We start from the raw sequence: 23625 nt of genomic DNA, 5'->3' as shown, positions 1-23625 counted from the left end.
TACTGCAACGCGGCATAAGTTATTCTTATGTATGCAATTCTTAATGTCGCTTTACCTGTTTTCGCCATCATGGGGGCTGGTTTCCTCTGTGGGCGTTTTCGCTTTCTGGGTCAGGATAGCACCGCTGCCCTGAATGGATTCGTCTATTACGCCGCGTTGCCTGCGCTTTTTATCGTCTCCATGAGTCGTGCGCCTGTTGATGATATTTTGAATATCCCTTATTTGGCGGCTTATGTAGGCGGTACTTTTGCCACATATGGTATCGCATTATTTGTCGCCAGCTTTTTCTTTGCCGACCGTCTGGGCGCAATGAGCCAACATGGTTGGTCCGCAGCCTTTGCCAATACTGGCTATATGGGTATTCCTTTGATGATTACCGCCTTTGGGGAAGAAGGTGCGGTGCCTGCGATTGTAGCAACCATCATCAATGGTGGCATCATAACCCCACTTGCCATAGTGATTCTGGAATTAGACAAAGCAGATGGTGAAACTAAAGGTCAAATGATGCGTCGCGTCTTTGGCGCGGTGGTACGCAATCCACTTCTCATCGGTGCTGCTATTGGTTTATTCTTCGCCTTCACCGGCATTGCATTACCGTTACCTGTTGAAACTTTCACCGAATTATTAGGCGCTGCTGCCAGTCCTGCGGCTCTCTTTGCTATGGGACTTTTTCTCGTTAACAGTGAAATTAAATCAGGGCTAATTGAAAGCGGCTGGGCAAGTTTTATAAAATTGATCATTCATCCGACAATCACTTGGATACTCGTGATCATGCTCGACCTTCCGCCTCTTTTTGCGGCCTCTGCCATTATTATGGCAGCGTTACCAACAGGTGGTTTGGTCTTCATTGTCTCGCAACAATTTAATACCTATGTGGATCGATCTGCCTCGATCATCCTGATTTCCACGTTAGCTTCAATCATTACGTTATCAGCGCTGTTGAGTTATCTTGTACCGGGTTAACCCACCTAATGATCTGGGAAGAAACCTTTGATTTGCTGAATGGCGTCGGCAAGTCCAACACGCTCAACCTCTACGCCTTCAGGAAAAGCACCTGCCAAACGACTTGGCATCATTGGATCAAGCAAGACAAATACACCTTTGTCATTTCCACGGCGCACCAATCGACCAAAAGCCTGCTTTAATTTAAGTCGTGTGAGCATGTCTTCATATTTCGCCCCGCCAAACTCATTTTTTCGTGCTTTATGTAAGATGGTTGGGCGCGACCATGGCACACGATCAAAGATAATAAGACGCAAACTATCCCCCGGTACATCCACACCATCACGCACCGCATCGGTACCTAATAAACAACTATCCGTTTCTGCCCGGAATATGTCGATCAAGGTCGGTAAATTCAGCGCATCAATATGCTGGGAGTAGAGAGGATAACCCTGCTGTTCGATAGGCTTTACTATTCGTTCATGTACAGCGCGCAATCGGCTAATTGCTGTAAATAAACCCAACGCCCCGCCACCAGATGCCAACATTAATTCACGATATGCAGCACCAACCAGATCAAGGTCATCTTTACGCACATCCGTAACAACCAACACCTTCGTTTGGTTGGGATAATCAAACGGCGATGGAACCTTAGCACGTGTCGCGAAATCCGGCAGGTGATTAGCGCCTGTGCGTTCTTCGGCCCGTGCCCAATCGGTATCCACATCACCAGATCCATCGGTTAATGTGGCCGAAGTCAATAAAACCCCACTTAAATTTTTCGCAACAACCCCAGCAAAAGGTTTGGTTGGATCCAGCCAATGCCGGTAATATCCCACATCAACAGGACGACCTGATATTTTTTCAATTCCAAGCCAGTCCACAAATAATTCAGTTGGTTGCGTTGCTTCCATCTTCAATGCCTTTAACATTTCAATCCAAGCCCCCAAAAGATGCGAACATCTGAATTCAAGGGATTGCGCAACTTGTTCGATCCGCCCGCGCGTAGAACTGTCCAGCGTATCCGACTTCTCATCCAAACGACGCATTAAACCTTCACGCAATTTGATCACTGGTTTAAAGATCGCCATAAGCGCTTCTTCAAGCTCTGTCGCGACATCCAGCAATTTTTCCGGCATATCCACAGCAGGGATTTCCAAGCTAAACGGGCCATCCGTATTATTCGCACGCGCTAAAACCAACTCATGAATCATATAAAGGAAGTTCTCAGCCGGACCTTGTGGTTGTCCATTACCGATATTCTGCGTCCAATTCTCATTCGGTAAAATACGAGACGCATGAAGAACATGTTCTAAAGCTTCAATCGCTTGCACTTCTTCGCCAAGTAAGTCTTCACAACGGGTTTTAAGGCCTCTAATACGGCTTTTTCGGGCACGGCTTTCATTCCCACGAAGCCATCGACGTAATTCCCACATCTCACGCCCAGTGAGATAGGCAGCAAACGCACTGTCGGCCGCATCGAAAACATGATGCCCCTCATCAAAAACCACGCGATTAGCACGACCATCTCGATCTAAACCGCCTTGTACTGTTTGGATCATGACCAAGGCATGATTAGCCACCACAAGATCAGCATAACGCGCACGACGGATAGAATTCAGAATAAAGCAGCGACTATAGTGATTACAGGCTGAATGAATACATTCACCGCGCTTATCGCTTAACCCCACGGACTGTGCCTGACCGATCAAATCCGGCAACCAAGATGGAAAATCCCCACCACTAAGGTCTCCGTCGCGTGTTGCTGCAATCCAGCGCGCCATTAACCCTAACCCAACCGTACGCCCCGGCAAACTTGATCCACGCACACTATCTTCATAATTCAATAAACAAAGATAGTTTTCACGCCCTTTACGCAATACAACACGATCCTGTTTAATTGTTTCGTCCGGATAAAGACGATTTAATTCATCATCAATTTGGTGCTGAAGATTTCGTGTATAGGTACTCAACCATACAGGTGTCTGATTCTTTTCAGCCCACAGACTTGCCGGTGCAATATAACCCATAGTTTTACCAACGCCTGTGCCTGCTTCTGCCATCACAAAACGCGGCATATCTTCACTTTCAGGATTGGTGAAAGCTTCGGAAACGGCACTGGAAAAATCTGACTGACTGGGTCGGTCTTCCGCACGTTGACCTAGCAAATCTGCCAACCGCTGACGTGCTTCAGTTGGTTCAACCGGATAGGTGCCCGGTGGTGGCGGTGGTGGTTGCTCTTCCCATTCAGGCAAAGCTTTCCAGACATCTAAACCGGACATTGGCGATTTAACATTGTTATCTTGCCCAACATCTTCACCGATAGCAGCCAATAGATATGGTCCCCACAACCACCCATCGCGGGTCATACTCCAAAGAATGCGCCTTGTATCAGGACGGCTACCTGTTAGGGAAAATTGTTCCAAGAGTGTTGAAACAACACGATGTAATCCGACCGGATAAGAAGATAATTCCCAACTATCTTCTAAACCGCAGGCTTGCATAATCCCGCCGGGCGTAGGCAAACAAAAAGCAGCAGGCTTTACAAATGCAAAAAGTTCTAACAAATCATAACAACGCCGCGGTGATTGCAATCCCATGCGTTTCGCCACAGAAGGTGAATGCACAAGGATTGGCGGTATCTCGGCCTTGTAAATATCAGCCAGTTCAACTGGCGTATCTTCTAAAATCTCACCATCGCCTGTCAACGCGACAGCATGCGTCGCAGATGTTACCAGAATAGAGGTATCAGGCACCATAACACGCACCTCACCTGCAGGTATTTCTGCATTCTGTGAGGCTGCATGCGGAAAGGGCGTTACATTATCTGGCAAGTCATTCATAGGCGCATCATACCCACTGTTCTTTATTGGTCACGAAGAAAGTCACAACAACTATAATTTCTTAATACCCCCAATACCTTATCTATTGATTCATTCAGTGTTTGCCTGTGGTTGATGCTCTTTAAATCCGAATCGGCAGGAAAAGCACGTGACATTCAGTCTATTTAGTTGACGAAAGCAGGAATTTCTCTTAGTTTCCGCGGGTTTCGCCGGAGATGTCATTGATCAGGGCCTTACCCTCACTCTCCGGTCTATTTAATTGTTACTTTCAAGGTGAAAAAAATGAGCGATACCGCCCTTCGAGAATTAGCCCAAACCGCAAAAGCATGGCCTTTTGAGGAAGCTCGAAAGGTGCTCAAACGTATCAACAATAAGACACCTGAAAAGGGATATGTACTTTTCCAAACAGGCTATGGTCCATCCGGTTTGCCACATATTGGTACATTTGGCGAGGTACAGCGTACCACTATGGTACGTCGCGCATTTGAATTGCTATCCGACATTCCAACCAAATTAATTGCCTTTTCTGATGATATGGATGGTTTCCGCAAGGTGCCAACAAACCTTCCTAATCAGGAAATGTTAGCGGAATACCTACATAAGCCATTGACTAAAGTGCCTGACCCATTTGGCACGCATGAGAGCTTTGCGCATCACAACAATGCGCGCCTCTGTGATTTCTTGGATTCTTATGGTTTCGAATATGAATTTGCCTCTGCCTCAGATTACTATACCTCTGGCAAATTTGATGACGCATTGATCCGCGTTCTTGAGGTTTATGATCGCATTATGGGCATCATGCTACCGACATTAGGCGAAGAACGCCGTCAAACATATAGCCCGTTTCTGCCGATCTGCGAAGAAACAGGTAATGTATTACAGGTGCCAGTGCTTCATACCGATGCCAAAGCAGGTACAATTGTTTACAAACGCGAAGATGGCCAAGAAGTAGAAACCTTGGTCACAGGCGGTCGTACTAAACTTCAATGGAAACCTGACTGGGCAATGCGTCAATGGGCTTTGGGCGTTGATTATGAAATGTCCGGTAAAGACTTGATCGATTCTGTTAAGGCTTCTTCGTCTATCGTACGTGCAATGGGTGGTAATCCGCCACAAACATTGACTTATGAATTATTCTTGGATGGTGAAGGCACAAAGATTTCCAAATCCAAAGGCAACGGCCTTTCCATGGAAGAATGGCTAACATATGCAACACCGGAAAGCTTGTCTTTGTTTATGTATCAAAAGCCAAAAACAGCAAAACGGCTGTATTTTGATGTAATTCCAAAGAATGTAGATGAATATTACAGTCATCTTTCTTCTTTCGAAGGTATGGAAGATGCGAAGAAACTAGAAAACCCGGTATGGCATATCCATAATGGCAACCCACCAAAAGCAAATATGCCATTAAGCTTTAACATTCTGCTAAACTTGGCGAGCGTTTGTAACACCGACGACAAATCCGTGTTATGGGGCTTCATCAGCCGCTACGCGCCGGAAGCATCTCCCGAATCACATAAACAATTGGATGATCTGGTTGGATACGCAATTCGTTATTACACTGACTTTGTAAAACCGCATAAAAACTATCGCACCCCAAATGATAAAGAGCGCGAAGCCTTCACGGCACTTCGTAACAAATTGGATAAGATGGATGTGGACACACCGTCTGATGAAGTGCAATCCAGCGTTTTTGCCATTGGTAAAGAGTTCGAATATGAAAACTTGCGCGAATGGTTCAAAGCTAACTACGAAGTTCTTCTCGGCCAAGAACAAGGTCCGCGTATGGGGTCATTTATTGCGCTTTACGGCATCAAAGAAACTGTTGCCTTGATTGACCAAGCGCTTTCTGCTGAGGGCCTAGCTGGTTAAACAATAAGACCTTATTTAGAAAGCCCTGTGTTTCATTTCACAGGGCTTTTTTTATGCTTCCAGCGTACGACTAGACGGGAAAATGATTGTAACTTTGGTTCCTATTCCTTCTTCACTTTCAAGTAATAGTTCCCCTTCATGCATTTGCATCAAGGACCGACATAAAGATAATCCAAGTCCAACGCCATCATGTGTTTTAGAGAAAGCATTATCTACCTGAACAAATGGATCTAATACATTTGATAATTCTTTAGCCGGAATACCAACACCTGTATCTTGAATAGAAATAGCGACTCTATTTCCTGCCAATATTTCAATTTTTGAACTAATTGTGCCGCCTGCAGATGTAAATTTTGATGCATTAGTTAATAGATTAAATAAGATTTGCTTCACCCGAACGCTATCTGCCAAAAGCATTACGGCTGGCTCCGGTAACTCTTTAACGATAACCTGACCGCGACGTTCGAATGTTGTGCTCATTGTTCTCAAACATCCATCCAGTAATTCAGATGTATTTATATTGTCGACAGACAACTTAAATTCCCCGACCTCAATCTTGGACACATCCAGAATGTCATTTATAACTTCTAGTAAATGACTGCTCGCCCCATGGATATCATGACAATATTCCAAATATTTATCATTTGAAACCGGGCCAAACATTTCATCCTTCATGATCGAGGAAAAACCAATAACAGCATTTAAAGGTGTTCTTAATTCGTGACTCATATTTGCTAAAAATTCGGATTTTGTTCGATTAGCGAGTTCTGCAGCTTCTTTTGCTTCTAGTGCTTCTTCTTGCGCTTTTTCACGCTCACTAATTTCTTCCTGCAAGGCAATAGCACGGTTTTCCAAATCCTGTTTGGATTTCAATAAATCCTCTTCGTTTTTCTTGCGAATTTCAAGTAAGTTGCGAATGGAAAGTATGAAGCTATTTACCCGCTCAGCGACAATGCCTAATTCGTCATTTTCATGATGGTCTGGAACTTTAACCAAATGCCCATCTCTATCACTTGGTTCCAATTCACCAATATCTTCAGCAAGCTCAACCAAAGGGCGGGTCAACATCCAATAAAAAGCAATTAACAAAGCCAAAACTAGAAGAATATTTCTAATAAAGCCTGCGATCATGACAAAAGTTGTGCGATCAAAAAACCCTTCAAGAGCCGCATCAAAATCAACAAGAATGACTAAACGCCCCGGCTGACTGGATTGTAGTTCAGAGCTCGTTAGAGGGATTGAATATTCAACATACTCCTCGGCAATACCTTTAGTGATCCATCGGGTTGCACTTACAATTGCTTCCTTGTTCATGGTTGCGAGATGAATATTTAAGTCATCTATAATGCGGGCCTCTACGACAAAGTCATATTGGAGTAACCCCACAACAACTTCCTGTGCAAGATCTTCATCAAGAATATGAACTGCACGAGATGCAGGAGGTTCAGCAACCTCTAGAATACGTTGAATTGTATGATCAATCGTTTCCTGCTCAATTCGATAATCCCAGATCAATTGCAGCATGCTCATAAACAAGCCAATCCCAAAAGCTAAGATCACACTTGTTCGTACTAATTTATATGAAATGCGATTTGGAAATTTCAGTTCGGATTTCATTCACAATGCCCCCATTACAGATTTCTTTTACCATGCAGTTGGTTAATAAATCCATAAAACCGTTAGACATTGCAAAAGAGCGGCTTATTCGCCGCCCTCTTTCTTAGCATATTCAAAATATAGATCACGTGCTTTTTGCATGATCGGTCCAGGTTGCATCTCTCTGCCCTCATAATTAATGACAGCAACCACCTTACCATAATTTCCTGTACTGAAGATTTCATCTGCTTCCTCAAGCATCGCAGGTGTGACACGACATTCATCCACGTCAATACCTTGACCTTTCAACAGTGCAATAACACGTTGACGCGTGATGCCATTTAAGAAGCTTCCGTTAGGCGCAGGTGTCATAACATGCCCATCTTTCACACAGAATAGATTAGCTGTTGCAAATTCAGCCACATTGCCCATGCTATCGCACATAACAGCATTGTTATAGCCATCTTTGATTGCCTCTTGTAAAGCACGACCTGCATTTGGATAAAGGCAAGCCGCCTTGGCATTTGTTGGTGCGACTTCCTCAGAAGGACGACGATAAGATGATAATTTTGCACTAAAGCCGGTATTTGGCGGAAAAGGGGCTTCATACAATGTCAGCGCGAATCTTGTGCTATCTGGATCAGGCGCAATAAAGCCTTCATCTGCCCAAAAAACAGGCTTGATGTATAAAACAGCCTCCTTTGGAAATTTTTTAATTCCTTCCCAAGCCAGCGCATAAATCTCTTCCCAGCTTTTAGTCGCCCTCAACCCCAATGCCTCAGCTGAACGAACAGCACGTTGACAATGTAAATCCAAATCCGGTGCGACACCATCAAATGAGCGCGCCCCATCGAAAACAGTCGACGCAAGCCAAAAGCTGTTAGACGTTACATTAATAATAGGTGTATTTGCGTCCTGCCATTGCCCTTCGGTCCACATAATTGCATTTGTAGAATCCATAAACTTTACCCCGTCAAAACATTATTATAAGAAAGTAATTTTATTACTTATCTTACACTAGACAGTATGTAGGAAAAGGAAAAATACCTCATAAATCGTGGCTTTTATCAAGATTAGATGATTGTTACAGGTATTTTAAAAATACTGAAATTTAAGAAGCATACATATAGATTTTGTGATTATTTTATTGACTTGCCCAAACAATGCGAGTCATCCAAATCACCTCATTTGCCATGATTGTTTCAACTTCGGCCGGATTAGTTAGCATTGCCAAATCCATACGATGGGCGGTCTGGCGAATTAATTCACGCACCAGAATATCGCCATTCGCCATGCATAATAAGACACGATCCAATCGTCGAATACTGGCATTTGGTGACATGACCAAGACAGTGCCTGTGCGATAAACAGGCGCTAAATCGTCATTTGTGATCTCTACCCCAAAGGCTTCGGCGTCATTTACATCTGGATACACCATAAAATCCCAATTTTCCCGGATAGGAAAACCATGATCATCAAATAGGCCTTCATCTCCTTCCTTTTGCAGAAGGTCATGCGCTTCTTCAATACTAAGAAACGGAATATCCTGCGAAAGAACAGCCCCTGGAACATCTTGCAGATAAGACACAAATTCAACCATAGTACCCCCTGTCGCTTCCAAAACCTTGCCAATACTTTCCGTACTCGGCCAACGAGGTTTCCCTTCCTTAGTTTGACGCTTACTAGGATTAAAACTAGTTGGATCAAGTCCTGCATGCCTTGCAAGACCAGAACTTGTCATCCCATAATGATCTGCGTAGCGATCAAGCGCCCGCCATAATTGGTCATGCTTTAACATGATATCCTCACATTGATAGGATACAGCTCCAATTCAAAACTGTTCCCTTTTAAATCTCATATATTGTTCCTATTATTTACAAATTTTCCTATACCATGCAAGCTTTTCATGAACATCATTTGACAAAACTCTAAAAATAAGAACAATACAGGAATATTGCACTACACTCAGGCGAATATATGATGAAGCTAGAACATTTCAAAACAGAACCAGCAAAATATTTCATTATCATTTTTCAAAACGAAACAAATATTTCTATTTTGAAACTTCTTAAAAAGGGTTTTAGACATTGCTTTGCCTATCAAGTGGAAGGGAGCAATATTTTAAAAATTGATTCCCTTTCGAATATCACCACGGTTCAACAAATACAGGGCATAACTCCGTTTGATCTCATTAAAACACACAGAAAACAAGGGCATATATGCCACCTAATCACACCATGTTCGTTTCCACCACAAAAAATAGCCCCCCCACTTCCCTTCAGTTGCGTTGAGACCATTAAAAGATTACTCGGATTACATGCATGCTTTATTCTAACGCCATGGCAGCTCTATCAACACCTAAAAAGAACAAAATAAGAATATAATTATTGACTTTAGCAAAATTGGACTATATAGAGAACATTCGACAAAGAACAAAAGTTGTTCTTTTTTATTTTCTCATATCAGAACAAAAGGAGAATTTTATGGGTGGCGTATTTGGAGGTGGAAGTAGTTATGTTCCACCTGTTGAAGAACCAGTTGAAGAAGATCTATCTGAAGAGAAGGCACGGGAAGATCGGCTAGAAATGATTCGACGACGCCGACGAGGGCGCGCAGGCACCGTTCACACTAGCTGGACCGGTGATAAAGTTGAAATCCCCGAAGAATTAAATTTTTCAGGCAATGATAATGGGAATAAGCCCTCCTCTTCCTCACCATCAGCAAGCGCTTTAAAATCTACCTTAGGAGGGTAACATATGGAGCTTACTCCGGAAATCCTACAACGAAAATTTGAAAAGGCGAAGAGCCAACGTGGACATTGGGAAAGCCATTGGCAAGATTGTTATGATTATGCCCTTCCTCGCCGCGATGGCGCGATTCAAAATCAAACCGCGGGGGAAATGAAACGACAGCATCTATTTGATGGAACTGCTCCAGATGCTGTTGAACAGCTTGCCTCTTCCATTATGGCGGAACTAACACCAGCTTGGTCTAGTTGGTTCCAACTAATTCCCGGATCAGAGGTTACAGACGAATCGCAATCATCTGTTGAAAAAGCACTTCAACAATTATCACAAACAATTCAGGGCCAGTTTGATCGATCGAACTTCATTGTTGAACTTCACCAATGCTATCTAGACCTAGTTACAGCAGGAACAGCTTGTCTTCTTTTCGAAGAGGCGCCGTTAGGTGAAACCAGTGCTTTTAAATTCACTGCCATCCCACTTGGTGAAGTGGTGATGGAAGAAGGAGCGAGAGGTCGACTCGATATTATCTATCGAAAATCAGTTCTTAATGAAGCTCAGTTGGTGAGTCGTTTTCCAAAGGCGAGTTTGCCTGAAAGTCTGGCAATGGATGACCAAGATTTTGATCAAAAGAAATTTCAAGTTCTAGAAGCAGTTCATCCAAATAAACATGGCCGTTATGACTATATGGCAATTTTGACGGGTGAAACTGAAGGTGATGAGCAACCGATGGTATTAACCAAAGGGTCATTTGAAAGCAGTCCATTTATAACATTCAGATGGATTAAAGCGCCTGGTGAGATTTACGGACGCTCACCCGTCATGAAAGCTTTACCTGATATTAAAACCGCAAATAAGATAGTTGAATTAATGTTGAAAAATGCCAGTATTGCTGTGACAGGCATATGGCAAGCGGATGATGACGGCGTTTTAAATCCCGCGACGATCAAACTTACCCCAGGTACAGTCATTCCTAAAGCGGTTGGTAGTAAAGGACTTCAACCCTTAACAACTGCCAGCGACATCAATCTGTCTGAAGCCTTACTTGAGAAAATTCGCGCCCAAATTTCATTAGCACTTTACCGCGACCAGCTAGGACAACCTATGGCACAAGGCATGAGCGCAACCGAATTTGTAGAACGCACAGAAAGCGCCACACGAAATCTAAGTGCAATTTTTGGCCGCCTTCATGGGGAACTAATAATACCTTTGGCAGACCGCGCCTTAGCCATATTGCGTCGGCGTGGCGACATAGGCGATATCATGATTGATGGTCGGGAAATCAACTTACAAATTAACGCACCGCTTGCCATGAGACAACGGATGCAAAAAGCGAAACCGATCATCCGATGGCTCGACATGATTAAACAAGCAAGCCCTGACGCTGTTGGCTTACTCAAAAGTAATGACATAGGTCGCTATCTGGCCGATTTGTTAGGTGTGCCTGAAACATTCCTTCACCCAGAAGAGAACCAACCTTCTGCAGCGCATCAAAATGTCAATCAAGCCACGGACAGAATGAACTCTGAAAACGCAATTAACGAGCAAGATTTAACAAGTATTGATCCAAAACAGCTTATGCAACAATTGCCACCTGACATGCAAAACATGGCACAGCAGATGGCTCAAGATGTCGCTGATGGCAAATTAAACCTGTCTCAAGTTCAATCGCGTTTTTCTGAAATGGCCAACTCACCACAAATCGAAGGTTAGAATATGACGCCTGATCAACAAAATATAGATTGGTTATGGGATGCCGTGCATCCTACAACGTTATCAGAAAATACCATAGATTCTCCTCTTACTGATAATATAGAGGAAGATCATGCCTTTCGCATAAATCAAGCGTATCTGCGTTGTTTCAATTCACCAGAAGGTAAAATCGTACTCTCGCACATGCGACAAACGACCCTAGAACGCGCCCTTGGTCCTGATAGTACACAAGATGCGCTTCGACAACTTGAAGGACAAAGGCAACTCGTCCTTCGCATTGAACGAATCATCAAACAAGCAACAACACACCCAGCATAAATTCTTACCAAAGGAGATTTATATGGAAAATACAGAAGTTCTAATCAAACCACTTCAAGATCATACACATGGTGCATTGGAAAATAGCTTTATTAAAGATCAAGTTGTAGATCAAAAGTCGACTTGCAACTGCGGAGATAAACCCAAAGGAATCCCTGTTAAGTTTTGGGATGAGAAGAAGCAAAAAATTCGGATCGAAGCTCTTGTAAAATCTTACAAAGAATTAGAGCGTCGCCTAACCGAGTTAAAAGAAGAAAATGATGCGCTTCTAGATATGTTAGAAATCAACGAAGAAGAAGCACAGGTTACCTTTTTAAATCCGAATAACGCAATGCACAGTATTCCACCACAATCACCAGAAGAATACGACATTCATGTAAGCAATCAACTCTTTGACAACGACCCATGGATCAACAAGGTTTTACATCAAGCTGGCTTCAGTAACGAACAAGCCCAATTGGTTTATGATCTTGCAGAAGCCGAACTAATGCCCCTTGCTGAAGAGATTGGTAACAGATATCGCATGGAAAATGACCTTAGCCGTCTGGAACACCATTTTGGTGGAAAAGCACGCTGGCGAGAAATAAGCCGTCAAATTCGCAACTGGGCCAATAAGAACCTCCCACATCATGCTTATGATGCATTGTCTTCTTCCTATGAAGGCATTTTGGCTATGTATGCCATGCTTGATCAAGCCGAAGAACCAACTCTGTTAAATGGTGATATTGCTTCAAACAAACTAGAAGAAGGTGACCTCCGGAAAATAATGAAATCACCAAAATACTGGCAAGATCGTGACCCTGCTACAATTCGCAAAGTTAGTGAAGGTTATCAACGCCTTTACGGCAATTAATAAATGGAACATAAAGTGAATAAAATGAATTACCAAACTCAAACAATTCAACAAATGAAAAACAATCTTAAATCTCTTAATCCTATGGAACTGCAAGAGTTAGATGAAATCATTACCCCGCGCGCTGCAGAGCTTTTATCAAAGGCATTTGGATATGGCATTTATGAATTACTAGCTCCCTTAACCGAGGATGACGAAGATCTGGAACCATTCGAAGAAGCTAATCGTGATATGGATTTTTACAAAGAAAAACATATAGGTTCACAAGCCTCTTCCGGTTCTGAAGAAGCATTACGCAAGATGATGCGTGACCCACGATATTGGCGTGAACGTGATCCAGAAATGATTGAAAAGGTGACCCAAGGTTTTGGCCGCCTATATCCACATAAATAAATGAAGGGGGGGGCTTATTGCTCCCCTTATCTCTTATGACATATCGTCGAAAGGATTTCTACCATCTCGATCTTCAACCTCGACAACCCATAAATCAGGATCCCGATCTATCGCACGACGAATATATTCATCTGCACGCGTTTCAGTGAGTAAATCGTCCTTTAAAGCCGAAACCCACCCAAGTCGCCCTTCTAGATCCCGCTGCTGAGTTTTGAGATGACAATTCCCATCCAGCAAAGCAATTTTTACAAGTAACATACCGCCGGATGCATCGCCTTTTTGCAATACATAAGCAGGCCGGCCTTCCATAGCAAGTTGACGCATCACGCCCCCCGCCCAAAGATGTGTGGGTATTCTGTCTTCCGGCATATTCAGATAAACTCAATTTTACCAATATTTGATTGCATCAACAAAAAGTGCACGCATATCCTCTTTAGAAACAGGTAACGGCGCATTATCAGATAAACGTTTTTGCATAAAAGCACGTTCGGTTAAAGCATCAATATCATTGTCACTATACCCCACTGCAGAAACACCATTTGGCATACCTGTCTGTTGCATCATTTCAATAACGCGGTCCGCTAATACATTACCCGCATCTTCCAATGCAACATCTTCAATATCTGCCCCCATTGCTTTAGCAGCTTTTAAATGGCGTTCTGGACAAGCTTTTCCTGTAAAACGAAAAACAGCAGGAGCATTTACAATCACAGAAATACCATGCGGCACCATTGGATGATTTCCCGGCCAACCATCCGCAACATAATCATGTGACAAGCCAGCAACAGCATAAGACATGCCATGCGGTAAATGGCACCCAGCATTCCCAAAACCAATTCCCGCCAACATACCTGCCATCGCCATGGCTTCATACCCCTCATCAGTTGGACTGTTCACTGCGTCCACTAAATTTTGCCCAATTAAGCGAATAGCCTCTAAACATGACAAGTCACTATAGGGATTTGCACCTTGGCTTAATGGTCGTTTATCCGGGGCGTCAGGTGCCGGACGATGCGTATATGGACGTGCAGTCACTGATTCCACTGCATGTGAAAACACGTCAAATCCATTTGCCGCAAGGACATTCTTCGGCAAGCTGCTCAAATTCAAGGGATCAATAATCCCTAAAACAGGGCGTAAACGAGGATGGGATATTCCACTTTTTGCTCCAAGTGATGGAAAGTCACAAATTGCAATCCCTGTACATTCACTCGCCGTTCCAAATGTGGTTGGGCATGCAACATGCGGTTTCAAAGGTCCAGGTACTGGCTTTGCCTCACCGATTGGTGCATTCACATATGCCATTAAATCATTCGGATAAGTCGAGAGTAGATTCGCAGCCTTTGCCGTATCCATCACTGAACCGCCCCCAATAGAAAACACCCCGTCAAAATCACCTGTTTTCATAAATTCACCCGCTGCTATGAAAGAGGCATCTGTGGGCTCTACTTCACAGGCATCATATAATACAGCTTCAACACCTGCATCATGCAGGGACGCTAATAAGCGTGAAGTACAATCCATCACCGCAACGCGTGGATCGGAAAAAACAACAACGCGTTTCAATCCTAAAGAAACAGCATCCCCCCCGGCTTCCGCCAAGGAACCTGCACCAAACTTGATTTTTGGCGCCTCAACAGTGAAGGCCTGATCCCCTCCCTCTTTATAAGTGAAATAGTCTTTTAGCATTCCAGCCCCCTCAAATGATCAACCCGTTCTTCTATTACTTTTGCTTAACAACAATATTGATCCGCCTCGCATTAATTTACAAAGAATTAAGCTGGCATATCTAAGAAAAGACTATGTCGGGGAAAGAATAAATCTGGTTACTCCTAGGCGTGACCAGCTTCACCAGATAATAAACTTGGATCGATACCAATCATGGTCATTGCCCGATCCCATTTCGTATAAAGGTCCGGATCAAACAAAATATCACCACTCGCCGAACAATGAAGCCATGCATTCTCCTGAATTTCCGCGTCCAACTGCCCGGGTCCCCATCCAGCATAACCAAGTGCAAGCACCTTATTCAACGGTCCTTCTCCACGGGAAATATCCCTTAGCACATCGACAGTTGCAGTTAGCCCAACGCCATCTTCCATGACGACAGTACCATCTTTTTTGTAATCACAAGAATGTAGTACAAAACCACGCCCTGCTTCAACCGGACCACCAAAATGCACCTTTATTTCATTTGAGGGGTCACTTGCAGGAATATCTAGCTGTTCCAGCAGTTCATTAAAGGTAATCGTGTCGATTAACTGATTTAAAATAAGCCCCATGGCACCATCTTCATTATGCACGCACATATAAATGACACTGCGCTCAAAACGTGGATCAGTCATTCCTGGCATCGCAACCAAAAGATGCCCGGCCAAATAACCTGAATGCGCGCTTAGAACTTGAACCATAAATCAATCCATTCATGTAAAAACTATAAATTGTATAGCCTTAATCTAGTATTGCATAGGATTGTAGCTTAGCCAAACAAGCTTCGCTAGCTTTCACACACTTTTTTTTGATCAATGGAGAAGAAATAAACCATGCTTTCATTGAAAAAATCAGTAATATCGCTACATCAACCGTTATCTGTTACTTGCTTATGCCTCAATTTCGCTTAGGTCACTTCATGCACAAATTTAGAAACTTGTCTTATTTGTTTTTTGTAATACTTCTTGGTCTAATTGCATTTTTCAATTCAAACCCAGTATATGCACTAGAAAGCAAATGGGATCGCAACGATCATGTATCTGTGCGCTTGATCAGTGCCGTTGAAGCCGTCGGTGACCTTGAAACAATTCCACTTGGGCTTGAGTTTGAAATCAAGAAAAATTGGAAAATTTACTGGCGCAACCCGGGAGATGCTGGTTACCCGCCGCAACCTGACTGGATGGCAGCTGAAAATTTGAAAGACACGGAGATTCTTTGGCCGTTGCCTACACGCTTTTCCATTCTAGGCTTAGAAAGTCTTGGCTACAAAGACCACGTAATTTTACCTTTTAATGTTACACCTCAGACAATAGGACAAGAATTACGTTTAAAAGGTGACATTAACTATCTAACATGTGAAGAAATCTGTATCCCTTATTCAGCCTCATTGGACTTAACCATACCAATGGGCAAAGCTGATCCAACAGACCATGCTTTCACAATTAATCAATACCTCTCAGAAGTTCCGGTATTAGTAGAATATGGACAAAATAATCCTGTTGGATTGAAAGTCACACAAACTGCTTTGGAAGAAATTAACGGCGAAAATAAACTATCCATTCTGGTTGAAGGTAATGAAGAACTTGAAAATCTAGACTTGTTTATTGAAGGTCCCATAGGAAGCTTTTTTGACCCACCAATTTTTTCTTTTTCCGAGGATAAGAAATCTGCCTTAGTTACCTCACTTGGAGGTGGCTTTGAAGAAGAAGCCCGCCAAACAGAGCCCGTTATTCTAACAATTTCTGCAATCGGCCAATCTATTGAAACAAGTATTTTAGTCTCAAATGACGCAAGTTGGGTCGAAAACTATAAACCAGATACGCAATCAGGCTTATCTTTAGAAATTGTCTTAATCGCGTTATTAGGCGGGCTTATTTTAAACCTAATGCCATGTGTTCTACCTGTTCTTTCTTTAAAGGTGCTTTCGATCATCAATCATGGCGATAGTAGTCCAACAAAAATCCGTATAAGTTTCTTGGCGACAACAATGGGTATTTTAGTTGCCTTTTTAGTACTTGCCGCGGTTTTAGCTGGGTTAAAAGCAGGTGGTGTCGCAATCGGGTGGGGCATTCAATTCCAACACCCTATTTTCCTTATCTTTATGCTTTTTGTGGTTATGGCATTCACTGCAAATTTATTAGGCTTTTTTGAAATTCAACTGCCGAGCCAGCTCGCAACTTCTGCCTCAAATGCATCTCAAGGCAGTAGCATAAAAGGACATTTCCTAACTGGTGTTTTTGCAACATTGTTAGCAACCCCATGTTCTGCGCCTTTTTTAGGAACTGCTGTAGGCTTTGCTCTGTCACAAGGTAGTACAGAGATATTTGTAATTTTTGCCACCTTAGGTGTCGGCCTTGCCGCACCTTATCTGCTATTCATGCTTGCACCTAATTTAGCGAAAAAGCTACCTAAACCCGGAAAATGGATGGGATGGGTGAAACTGGTTTTGGCTGCCGCCTTAGTCATAACTGCCATATGGCTCGTCACCGTATTAGAAACAAGCGTCGGCACAATATCCGCTTGGCTTGGATTTGTTTTATCCTGTCTTATGCTTGCGGCGTTATATCTTCGTAAAAAAGAGCAACAACACCGATATAGACAGTATACATTTGCCGCAATAGTGCCTGTTTTAATAGGTCTTTCGAGCCCATATATCTTACCAACAAAACCAGCAACCGCAGTCACCCACGTAGAAAGTGATATTGATTGGATTGCATTTAATCGATCGGATATTGATAACCTTGTCAATCAAGGCAAAACCGTTTTTGTCGATGTAACTGCTGATTGGTGTATTACCTGCCAGTATAACAAGCGCTCAACTTTGACAGATGCAGAAATCACTAAATGGCTATCCAATGAAAATGTAGTTCCAATGCAAGCAGACTGGACTTTACCAAACGATGATATTCTAAGCTATCTGCAAACATATGGCCGCTATGGCATCCCCTTTAACATTATTTACAGCCCGGATAAGCCTAAAGGTGTCATTTTGCCCGAACTTTTGACTGTGGAGAGTATGCTTGAAAAAATTGAAGAAAGTGAAACAAGCTCTTCCAATTAACTCAATCTTTCCTATATGATAACTTCAATTTTTAACGTCTATGAAAGGCAAGATCATGATCAATGTTGGTGATAAACTTCCTGAAGTTGGTTTTAAGGTAATGGGCTCCAATGGTCCAGAAGCGCTAAGCGCACAAGATTTATTTGCGGGTAAGAAGGTTGTTTTATTCTCCCTTCCTGGTGCGTTCACACCGACATGTTCTGCAAAACATCTTCCAGGTTTCGTCGCAAATTTTGACGCCTTAAAAGCAAAAGGCGTTGATACAATTGGTTGTGTTGCAGTAAATGATGCCTTTGTTATGGACGCATGGGGTAAAGCTCAAGAAGTTGGTGATAAAGTGATGATGCTTGCCGATGGTTCTGCTGAATGGTCCAAAGCAGTGGGGCTAGAATTAGATCTTGTTGCGGCTGGTATGGGCGTTCGTGGTCAGCGTTTCGCAATGATCATCGAAGATGGTGTCTTAAAAGATTTAGCCGTTGAAGAAGGTGGTGCCTTTGATGTCTCATCTGCTGAATCTGTTCTTTCACGTCTATAAGCAACACTTACATTCATTTCTAAAAAGGGCGGGAATATACCCGCCCTTTATATTATCTTAAAACGCTATCATATGAAGACAAAGTTTTTTCCGAAATACTATCAAGATTAATTACAAGATTTTGGACAGCTTCTGAATTGCTGGCCTTTGCAGCCGTTTCGATTTCCAGAGCTAATCTATTAAGACGCATCGCACCAAAGCTACCACTACTACTTTTCAAAGTATGAGCATCCCTTGCCAATTCAATAAAATTACGGGATGCTAAGTTGGATTTAATACCTTCAACACGCATGGGGACTTCACTTTTAAATACTTCAATCAACATTGGAATAGCCTCTTCGCCGGCATCTTCTGTCATCTGCTCAATTACAGTCATATCAATTAATGGCAAGCTTTCCATCATCCTATTCCTATCCTTCTCCGCTATCGCTTTGGTCTGCAAATACAAATTTTCACCAAGCGTCGCGGTTATTTTTCGTGGCAAATAAAACTGAATCATTTCCAGCATTTTCTTCGCCTCCAATGGTTTGGTTAAATATCCATTCATCCCCGCAGCAAGGAAACGTTCCTGGTCTCCTGGCATTGCATGCGCCGTTAATGCGATAATCGGTAATTTAGTATGTGCCCCACCTAAATTTCGAATAATCTTCGTTGCTTCTTCCCCGTCCATATTAGGCATGGAAATATCCATCAAAACCAGATCATATGATAATTTTTGTACTGCCTCGACAGCCTCTACCCCATCAATCACCCAATCCACTTTATATCCTGCGCGACGTAGGAGCACCGAAGCAACCATACGGTTGGTTGGACTATCTTCAACAAGTAACAGACGATAACCATCGCCAATCAACCCCTCATCGATGTCTTTTTCAGTCATAACTGGTTGACTCGCCAAAGCCCCATCACCAGTTAACAACTGAGAAAGTTGAAGAGGGTTTATCGGTTTCTGAATAAAACTTTTAACAAATCCACCTGCAAGTAATTCTTGGTCAAGCTCAGCATTCTTTGTGGCATGTAAAACAATTAACTCAATATCTTTGTTAACATCATACAGTTTACGTGCAAAATTCTTCCCGGTATCATCTCCAATTTTACAATCTAGTAAAACCACATCTACTTGAGACTTTGAGACTAGTGCTAATAGCTCATTATCGGTCTGGGCCATAACAACTTCATGCCCCATATTGCGCAAAGACCTTAACAACAAGTCAGCATATAAACCTTCGACCGACCACAATAACAACTTTAACTTATCAGCAACTTGGGATCGCTGTATCGGCAAGTTCATTTCTTGTGTTTTCTTCATCTTCACAGAAAAACTGAAAACACTACCATGATCTGGTTCACTGGAGACACGGATAGACCCACCCATCGCTTCCACCAACCGACGTGTAATAGCAAGACCAAGACCACTCCCACCGAAACGACGAGAGAAAGAAGCATCTAACTGATTAAATTCCCCAAACATTGAATCTTGAGATTCATATGGAATACCAATACCGGTGTCACTAATTTGCCCAGAAAGAAAAATGTCTCCCCCCTGATCTGAAGCCAAAGCCATTTCCACTGCCACGCCACCACGTTCCGTGAATTTCACGGCATTACCAGCAAGATTCAGAAGAATCTGTCTTAAACGTCCAGGGTCGCCACGTAAATTGGCTGGAACTGCAGGATCAATATCCCAACCTATTTCGATTCCTTTTTCATAAGCTTTTGGTGCTAGCATGTCGCAAACACCCCCAACCAATTCAGAAACAGAAAAATCGGTAGATTCGATCTCCAATTTCCCAGCTTCAATTTTCGAATAGTCGAGAATATCTTCGATAAGATGCAGCAATACTTCTGCAGATTCTCGCGCGGTCAACACATAACCTCGCTGTTCTGCTTCTAACTCTCCATCCAAAAGCAACCCTAACAATCCTAAAACACCATTCAATGGCGTGCGCATTTCATGGCTCATAGTTGCCATAAAATCAGATTTTGCTTCTGTCGCGCTTTCATGATTCATCAGGGCCAGCTGAATTTCTTCAACCTTTTTATTCAAATCGCTCATATCGATGCGAAAATGCATCAGAGATCCATCTTCAAGCCGGACATCATGCCCAATTGCAACATGACCATTGGGATAATCATATAGATTGAACTGGGCATCAGATAAAAGAGAATCCTCTTTACGCACCTCACCTACCCCACCCAGATCACGGTAGCCTTTTGTTCTTATAACATCCTGACCGTCCGGTGTTGTCATAGAAAGTCCAAAAGGCATATCTGTTGACAAGGCAATAAAACGATCTCTTGTTTCCCCTAAAATCTTTGCTTGAATAGCATGCAACTGATACTTTCGATATAAAATCGCAGCAAGCACAAGCAATAGACATACCCAACAAACAAATTGCCAAAATAGGATATATACGCGTTCCTCTTGCAGTTGGCGCAACCTATTCACTTCTGATGCTTCGACTTGTAAAATATATCTACGGATTTGATCTACCTGAGGTAAAGACCTCTCTATAACCTGCTTTATCTCTGCAAGACTCTCATCCGGCATGTCCTTCATTCGTCCCAATAAGAAATCCAGATAATCTAGACCTTGGTTTATTTCGATAAAGACATTTTGTTGGGATTCATATGTTTTCCTAAAGATACGACCCGCAGTACTGTGAAAAACAGAAGTTGCACTCCAGTATAAATCTAGCTTCACAGATAGCTTCTGAAGATTCTCTTCAGTTGGGTTTAGCTCATATTGCAATGCAGCTTTTTCAAAATCACGCAGAGCTATAGCTAAGCGCCCTCCCATCCATAAGGCGTTTTCGGGTTTTGACTCATTAATGATCACTAAGGTTTTCACAAGCTTTACGCTTGTCACAAAAAACAAACCTGTCGCCACGAGTAATGCTAAAGCAATCAGATAAGTTCCGGCCCGTGCCATTCCCCCCATTACTTCACCTCAATCCGATACACCTGCCAGACCCAGAAATTATCATATCTGGCATCTTTCAGTTCTTCATGAGCATCATAAGGAAATATAAGCCATAACGGCCCTCTATCACGGCGACTCATAGGTACATTATTACGGCTATAAGCCAAAATCGGCTTGAACTCAGTCGCATCTTTCCAATTTAAATCCGTTTGGTATCCATCTAATGCATAAAGGGTTAATGTCTGACCTTCCTCAAATCGCACTGTTTTTAAAATAGATTCCAAAGTTGGACCTTTGAAACGATACATATGATCGCTCCATGGCGTATGAGTTTCATAGGTTTTAACTTCCAGTGCTTGCAGCATCTCAAGGTCAAAGATTGCTGTATTACCCAAATTACGCACACCAACATTTCCATCTATGGTGAGTATAACTTCCCCTTCAGGAGTGGGTAGATCGCTGGCATATCCCAAAAATGGAAATAAAAAGCCATATAAAAAAGCCAATATTTTTAGAATTGATCGCATGATAAATAAGCACTAGAAGAAACAATGAGTTACAAGTTAATGCTACCTGAAGGTTCCAGAGGAATCCACGATATTTTTACGTATTTTATAAAAAACTAATAGAAAGCTTAACGCGTGCCACCAGGATCGTTATGCGTATGAGGCCACCCAGCATATGCATAAGGTGACATTCCTCTCGCATTTTCATCCACACGGAAGCGTTGATGAATTGGTGGAAATGCACGCTGACCGCAATCCATACGATCACAAATTTTACATTGCACACCTATCTGCCCACCGGCGTCCCTATTCACAAGATCGAGGCCATCCGCATAAATCATTTCATGAGCATGGATCAAACTGCAGCCCAAACCGATAGAAAACACACTTTGCTGAGCACCATATCCAATCGCACCTTTGCGAATACTGCGTGCTATGCAAAAGAAACCTGCACCGTCCGGTAAATAGCTCACTTGTGCCTGAACCATATCAGGACTCATGAAAGCAGAATAAACGTTCCAACGAGAGCACGCACCTCCATGCCTTGGGATTGGCAAACCAGATAAAGTGAAGCGTTTCGAAATATTCCCTGCAATATCTACCCGTAAAAAATGCAAAGGAATTCCTTTGTTATCGGGATTATTAAGACTGGTTAAACGTTGCCAAACTTGTTCAAAACTTACGTTATATCGATGTTGTAGCAATTCTATATCATATCGAAATTGCCGCGCCGCATTCAAAAACTCATCATATGGCATTAACAGGGCGGCCGCTAAATAATTCGCCAAGGCCACCCGACCTAGATTTCGCGCTTCACCTTCTTTAACGCGACCCTCCATCAACAACATATCAATAACGGGCCCCGCAGACAGCAGCGCTATTTGATGAGCAATTTGAAACTTGCGGCTATGCACGTCAACACGTGGGGATAAAATCAATTGTTTCGTGGCAGGATCATATCTACGCTGAAATTCCACATGCTGATCCGAAAGTACAACACTGACATCCAAAGCAGTTTTCATATAGTTAATTAAAGTATCAAAAGTAATAGCCCCCAAAATTCCTATTTCACGTCGTAAGCGGTCAGCCTCATCCTCCAAATCTGGATAGAAGTTGTTACTTTCCTGCATAAAGTCAGAAACCAAATCTGCAGGAGCAGCCTGCCCGCTAGAAATACCAATCACACCATCTTCGTCGTCATCTTCTGCCAATCGAAACGCCAAGTCTCGTGCATCATCTACAGTGGATCGTAGGGCGTCATGTATAAGCAACATTGCCCTAGCCACTTGTGGGGAAGTAGACACAAAGTCTCTTACATCGGTATTTGTTAGATCTAGCTCTTCAAACAAGTCATCCCCTAGCACAGCCATAACATCTGCCAGCAGCTGGCTTTCATCTCCCTCAGCTAGATCCTTCATCTCCAAATCAAAGATTTCAGAAAGACGCAACAACATATCCACCGTCACCTTACGATGGTTATGTTCAATCAGGTTCAAATAGCTAGCTGACACGCCAAGCTGTTCTGCCAGCTGTGCCTGTGTCCTCCCATGATCTCGGCGAAGCCTTCGGATTTTCGCACCGAGCTTCGGATTCCCACCGCCTTTAGGAGATGATGC

General features: G+C 42.9%; 20 protein-coding genes. 10 read left to right on the top strand and 10 right to left on the bottom strand.

All coding sequences use genetic code 11. From position 1 onward, the window contains the following. Positions 1 to 27 precede the first annotated feature (27 nt). Positions 28 to 963 (top strand): AEC family transporter, encoded by a 936-nt coding sequence (locus E1160_RS13215; RefSeq protein WP_155155937.1) that lies wholly within the window; start codon positions 28 to 30, stop codon positions 961 to 963. A 5-nt stretch (positions 964 to 968) separates the two neighbouring features. Here E1160_RS13215 and E1160_RS13210 read toward each other — a convergent pair whose 3' ends face one another. After that, positions 969 to 3785 (bottom strand): ATP-dependent DNA helicase, encoded by a 2817-nt coding sequence (locus tag E1160_RS13210; protein ID WP_155155935.1) that lies wholly within the window; start codon positions 3783 to 3785, stop codon positions 969 to 971. A 282-nt stretch (positions 3786 to 4067) separates the two neighbouring features. Between E1160_RS13210 and E1160_RS13205 the strand changes: the two genes are divergently transcribed. Further along, positions 4068 to 5657: a lysine--tRNA ligase gene (locus tag E1160_RS13205; RefSeq protein WP_155155933.1), complete on the top strand. Its 1590-nt coding sequence runs from the start codon at positions 4068 to 4070 to the stop codon at positions 5655 to 5657. Between the two features lie 51 nt (positions 5658 to 5708). On the opposite strand, the gene E1160_RS13200 is transcribed toward E1160_RS13205, so the two are convergent. From E1160_RS13200 to E1160_RS13190, 3 genes are all read right to left on the bottom strand, one after another. Continuing rightward, positions 5709 to 7274 (bottom strand): sensor histidine kinase, encoded by a 1566-nt coding sequence (locus E1160_RS13200; protein WP_155155931.1) that lies wholly within the window; start codon positions 7272 to 7274, stop codon positions 5709 to 5711. A gap of 84 nt (positions 7275 to 7358) precedes the next feature. Beyond that, on the bottom strand, positions 7359 to 8213 hold the full coding sequence (locus E1160_RS13195) for a branched-chain amino acid aminotransferase (protein ID WP_155155929.1): 855 nt from the start codon (positions 8211 to 8213) through the stop codon (positions 7359 to 7361). Between the two features lie 184 nt (positions 8214 to 8397). Continuing rightward, the gene (locus tag E1160_RS13190; protein ID WP_155155927.1) at positions 8398 to 9051 is read right to left on the bottom strand and encodes a S24 family peptidase; all 654 of its coding nucleotides are present in this window, start codon (positions 9049 to 9051) and stop codon (positions 8398 to 8400) included. Between the two features lie 179 nt (positions 9052 to 9230). Between E1160_RS13190 and E1160_RS13185 the strand changes: the two genes are divergently transcribed. The 6 genes from E1160_RS13185 (at position 9231) to E1160_RS13160 (ending at position 13274) form a co-directional block, all read left to right on the top strand. After that, entirely contained in the window at positions 9231 to 9629 is a 399-nt protein-coding gene (locus tag E1160_RS13185; RefSeq protein WP_155155925.1) for a hypothetical protein, read from the top strand. A 107-nt stretch (positions 9630 to 9736) separates the two neighbouring features. Beyond that, the gene (locus E1160_RS13180; RefSeq protein ID WP_155155924.1) at positions 9737 to 10006 is read left to right on the top strand and encodes a hypothetical protein; all 270 of its coding nucleotides are present in this window, start codon (positions 9737 to 9739) and stop codon (positions 10004 to 10006) included. Positions 10007 to 10009: 3 nt separating this feature from the next. Next, positions 10010 to 11710 carry a portal protein gene (locus tag E1160_RS13175; RefSeq protein WP_155155922.1) on the top strand — a complete coding sequence of 567 codons (1701 nt, stop codon included), beginning with the start codon at positions 10010 to 10012 and terminating at the stop codon, positions 11708 to 11710. Positions 11711 to 11713: 3 nt separating this feature from the next. Beyond that, entirely contained in the window at positions 11714 to 12028 is a 315-nt protein-coding gene (locus E1160_RS13170; RefSeq protein ID WP_155155920.1) for a Bbp19 family protein, read from the top strand. 22 nt (positions 12029 to 12050) lie between these two features. Then, entirely contained in the window at positions 12051 to 12881 is an 831-nt protein-coding gene (locus tag E1160_RS13165) for a capsid assembly protein (RefSeq protein WP_155155918.1), read from the top strand. 24 nt (positions 12882 to 12905) lie between these two features. Continuing rightward, a complete protein-coding gene (locus E1160_RS13160) occupies positions 12906 to 13274 on the top strand; it encodes a hypothetical protein (protein ID WP_155155916.1) in 369 nt (122 codons plus the stop codon). A gap of 33 nt (positions 13275 to 13307) precedes the next feature. Here E1160_RS13160 and E1160_RS13155 read toward each other — a convergent pair whose 3' ends face one another. The 3 genes from E1160_RS13155 to E1160_RS13145 form a co-directional block, all read right to left on the bottom strand. Next, on the bottom strand, positions 13308 to 13643 hold the full coding sequence (locus tag E1160_RS13155; RefSeq protein ID WP_155155914.1) for a DUF1491 family protein: 336 nt from the start codon (positions 13641 to 13643) through the stop codon (positions 13308 to 13310). Positions 13644 to 13661: 18 nt separating this feature from the next. Then, the gene (locus E1160_RS13150) at positions 13662 to 14963 is read right to left on the bottom strand and encodes a hydroxyacid-oxoacid transhydrogenase (RefSeq protein WP_155155912.1); all 1302 of its coding nucleotides are present in this window, start codon (positions 14961 to 14963) and stop codon (positions 13662 to 13664) included. A 143-nt stretch (positions 14964 to 15106) separates the two neighbouring features. Then, positions 15107 to 15685, bottom strand: coding sequence for a YqgE/AlgH family protein (locus E1160_RS13145; protein WP_155155910.1), 579 nt, complete (start codon positions 15683 to 15685; stop codon positions 15107 to 15109). A 218-nt stretch (positions 15686 to 15903) separates the two neighbouring features. Here E1160_RS13145 and E1160_RS13140 point away from each other — a divergent pair, with 218 nt between their 5' ends. Together E1160_RS13140 and E1160_RS13135 are read left to right on the top strand one after the other, a co-directional pair. Beyond that, positions 15904 to 18045: a protein-disulfide reductase DsbD family protein gene (locus E1160_RS13140; protein WP_218048890.1), complete on the top strand. Its 2142-nt coding sequence runs from the start codon at positions 15904 to 15906 to the stop codon at positions 18043 to 18045. A 55-nt stretch (positions 18046 to 18100) separates the two neighbouring features. Further along, on the top strand, positions 18101 to 18580 hold the full coding sequence (locus E1160_RS13135) for a peroxiredoxin (protein ID WP_155155906.1): 480 nt from the start codon (positions 18101 to 18103) through the stop codon (positions 18578 to 18580). Positions 18581 to 18632: 52 nt separating this feature from the next. On the opposite strand, the gene E1160_RS13130 is transcribed toward E1160_RS13135, so the two are convergent. The 3 genes from E1160_RS13130 to E1160_RS13120 form a co-directional block, all read right to left on the bottom strand. Continuing rightward, positions 18633 to 21521 (bottom strand): response regulator, encoded by a 2889-nt coding sequence (locus tag E1160_RS13130; RefSeq protein WP_155155904.1) that lies wholly within the window; start codon positions 21519 to 21521, stop codon positions 18633 to 18635. Beyond that, the gene (locus E1160_RS13125; RefSeq protein ID WP_155155901.1) at positions 21521 to 22030 is read right to left on the bottom strand and encodes a molybdopterin-dependent oxidoreductase; all 510 of its coding nucleotides are present in this window, start codon (positions 22028 to 22030) and stop codon (positions 21521 to 21523) included. Before E1160_RS13125 ends, E1160_RS13130 begins: the two co-directional genes overlap by 1 nt. 107 nt (positions 22031 to 22137) lie before the next feature. After that, a partial coding sequence (locus tag E1160_RS13120; protein WP_155155899.1) for a helix-turn-helix domain-containing protein occupies positions 22138 to 23625 on the bottom strand: 1488 nt, incomplete at its 5' end.

This window comes from Curvivirga aplysinae (assembly GCF_009711445.1).
Taxonomy (GTDB): domain Bacteria; phylum Pseudomonadota; class Alphaproteobacteria; order UBA8366; family Aestuariispiraceae; genus Curvivirga; species Curvivirga aplysinae.
The sequence above is the reverse complement of the archived record's forward strand: the minus strand, read 5'-3'. Positions and strand labels throughout refer to the sequence as shown.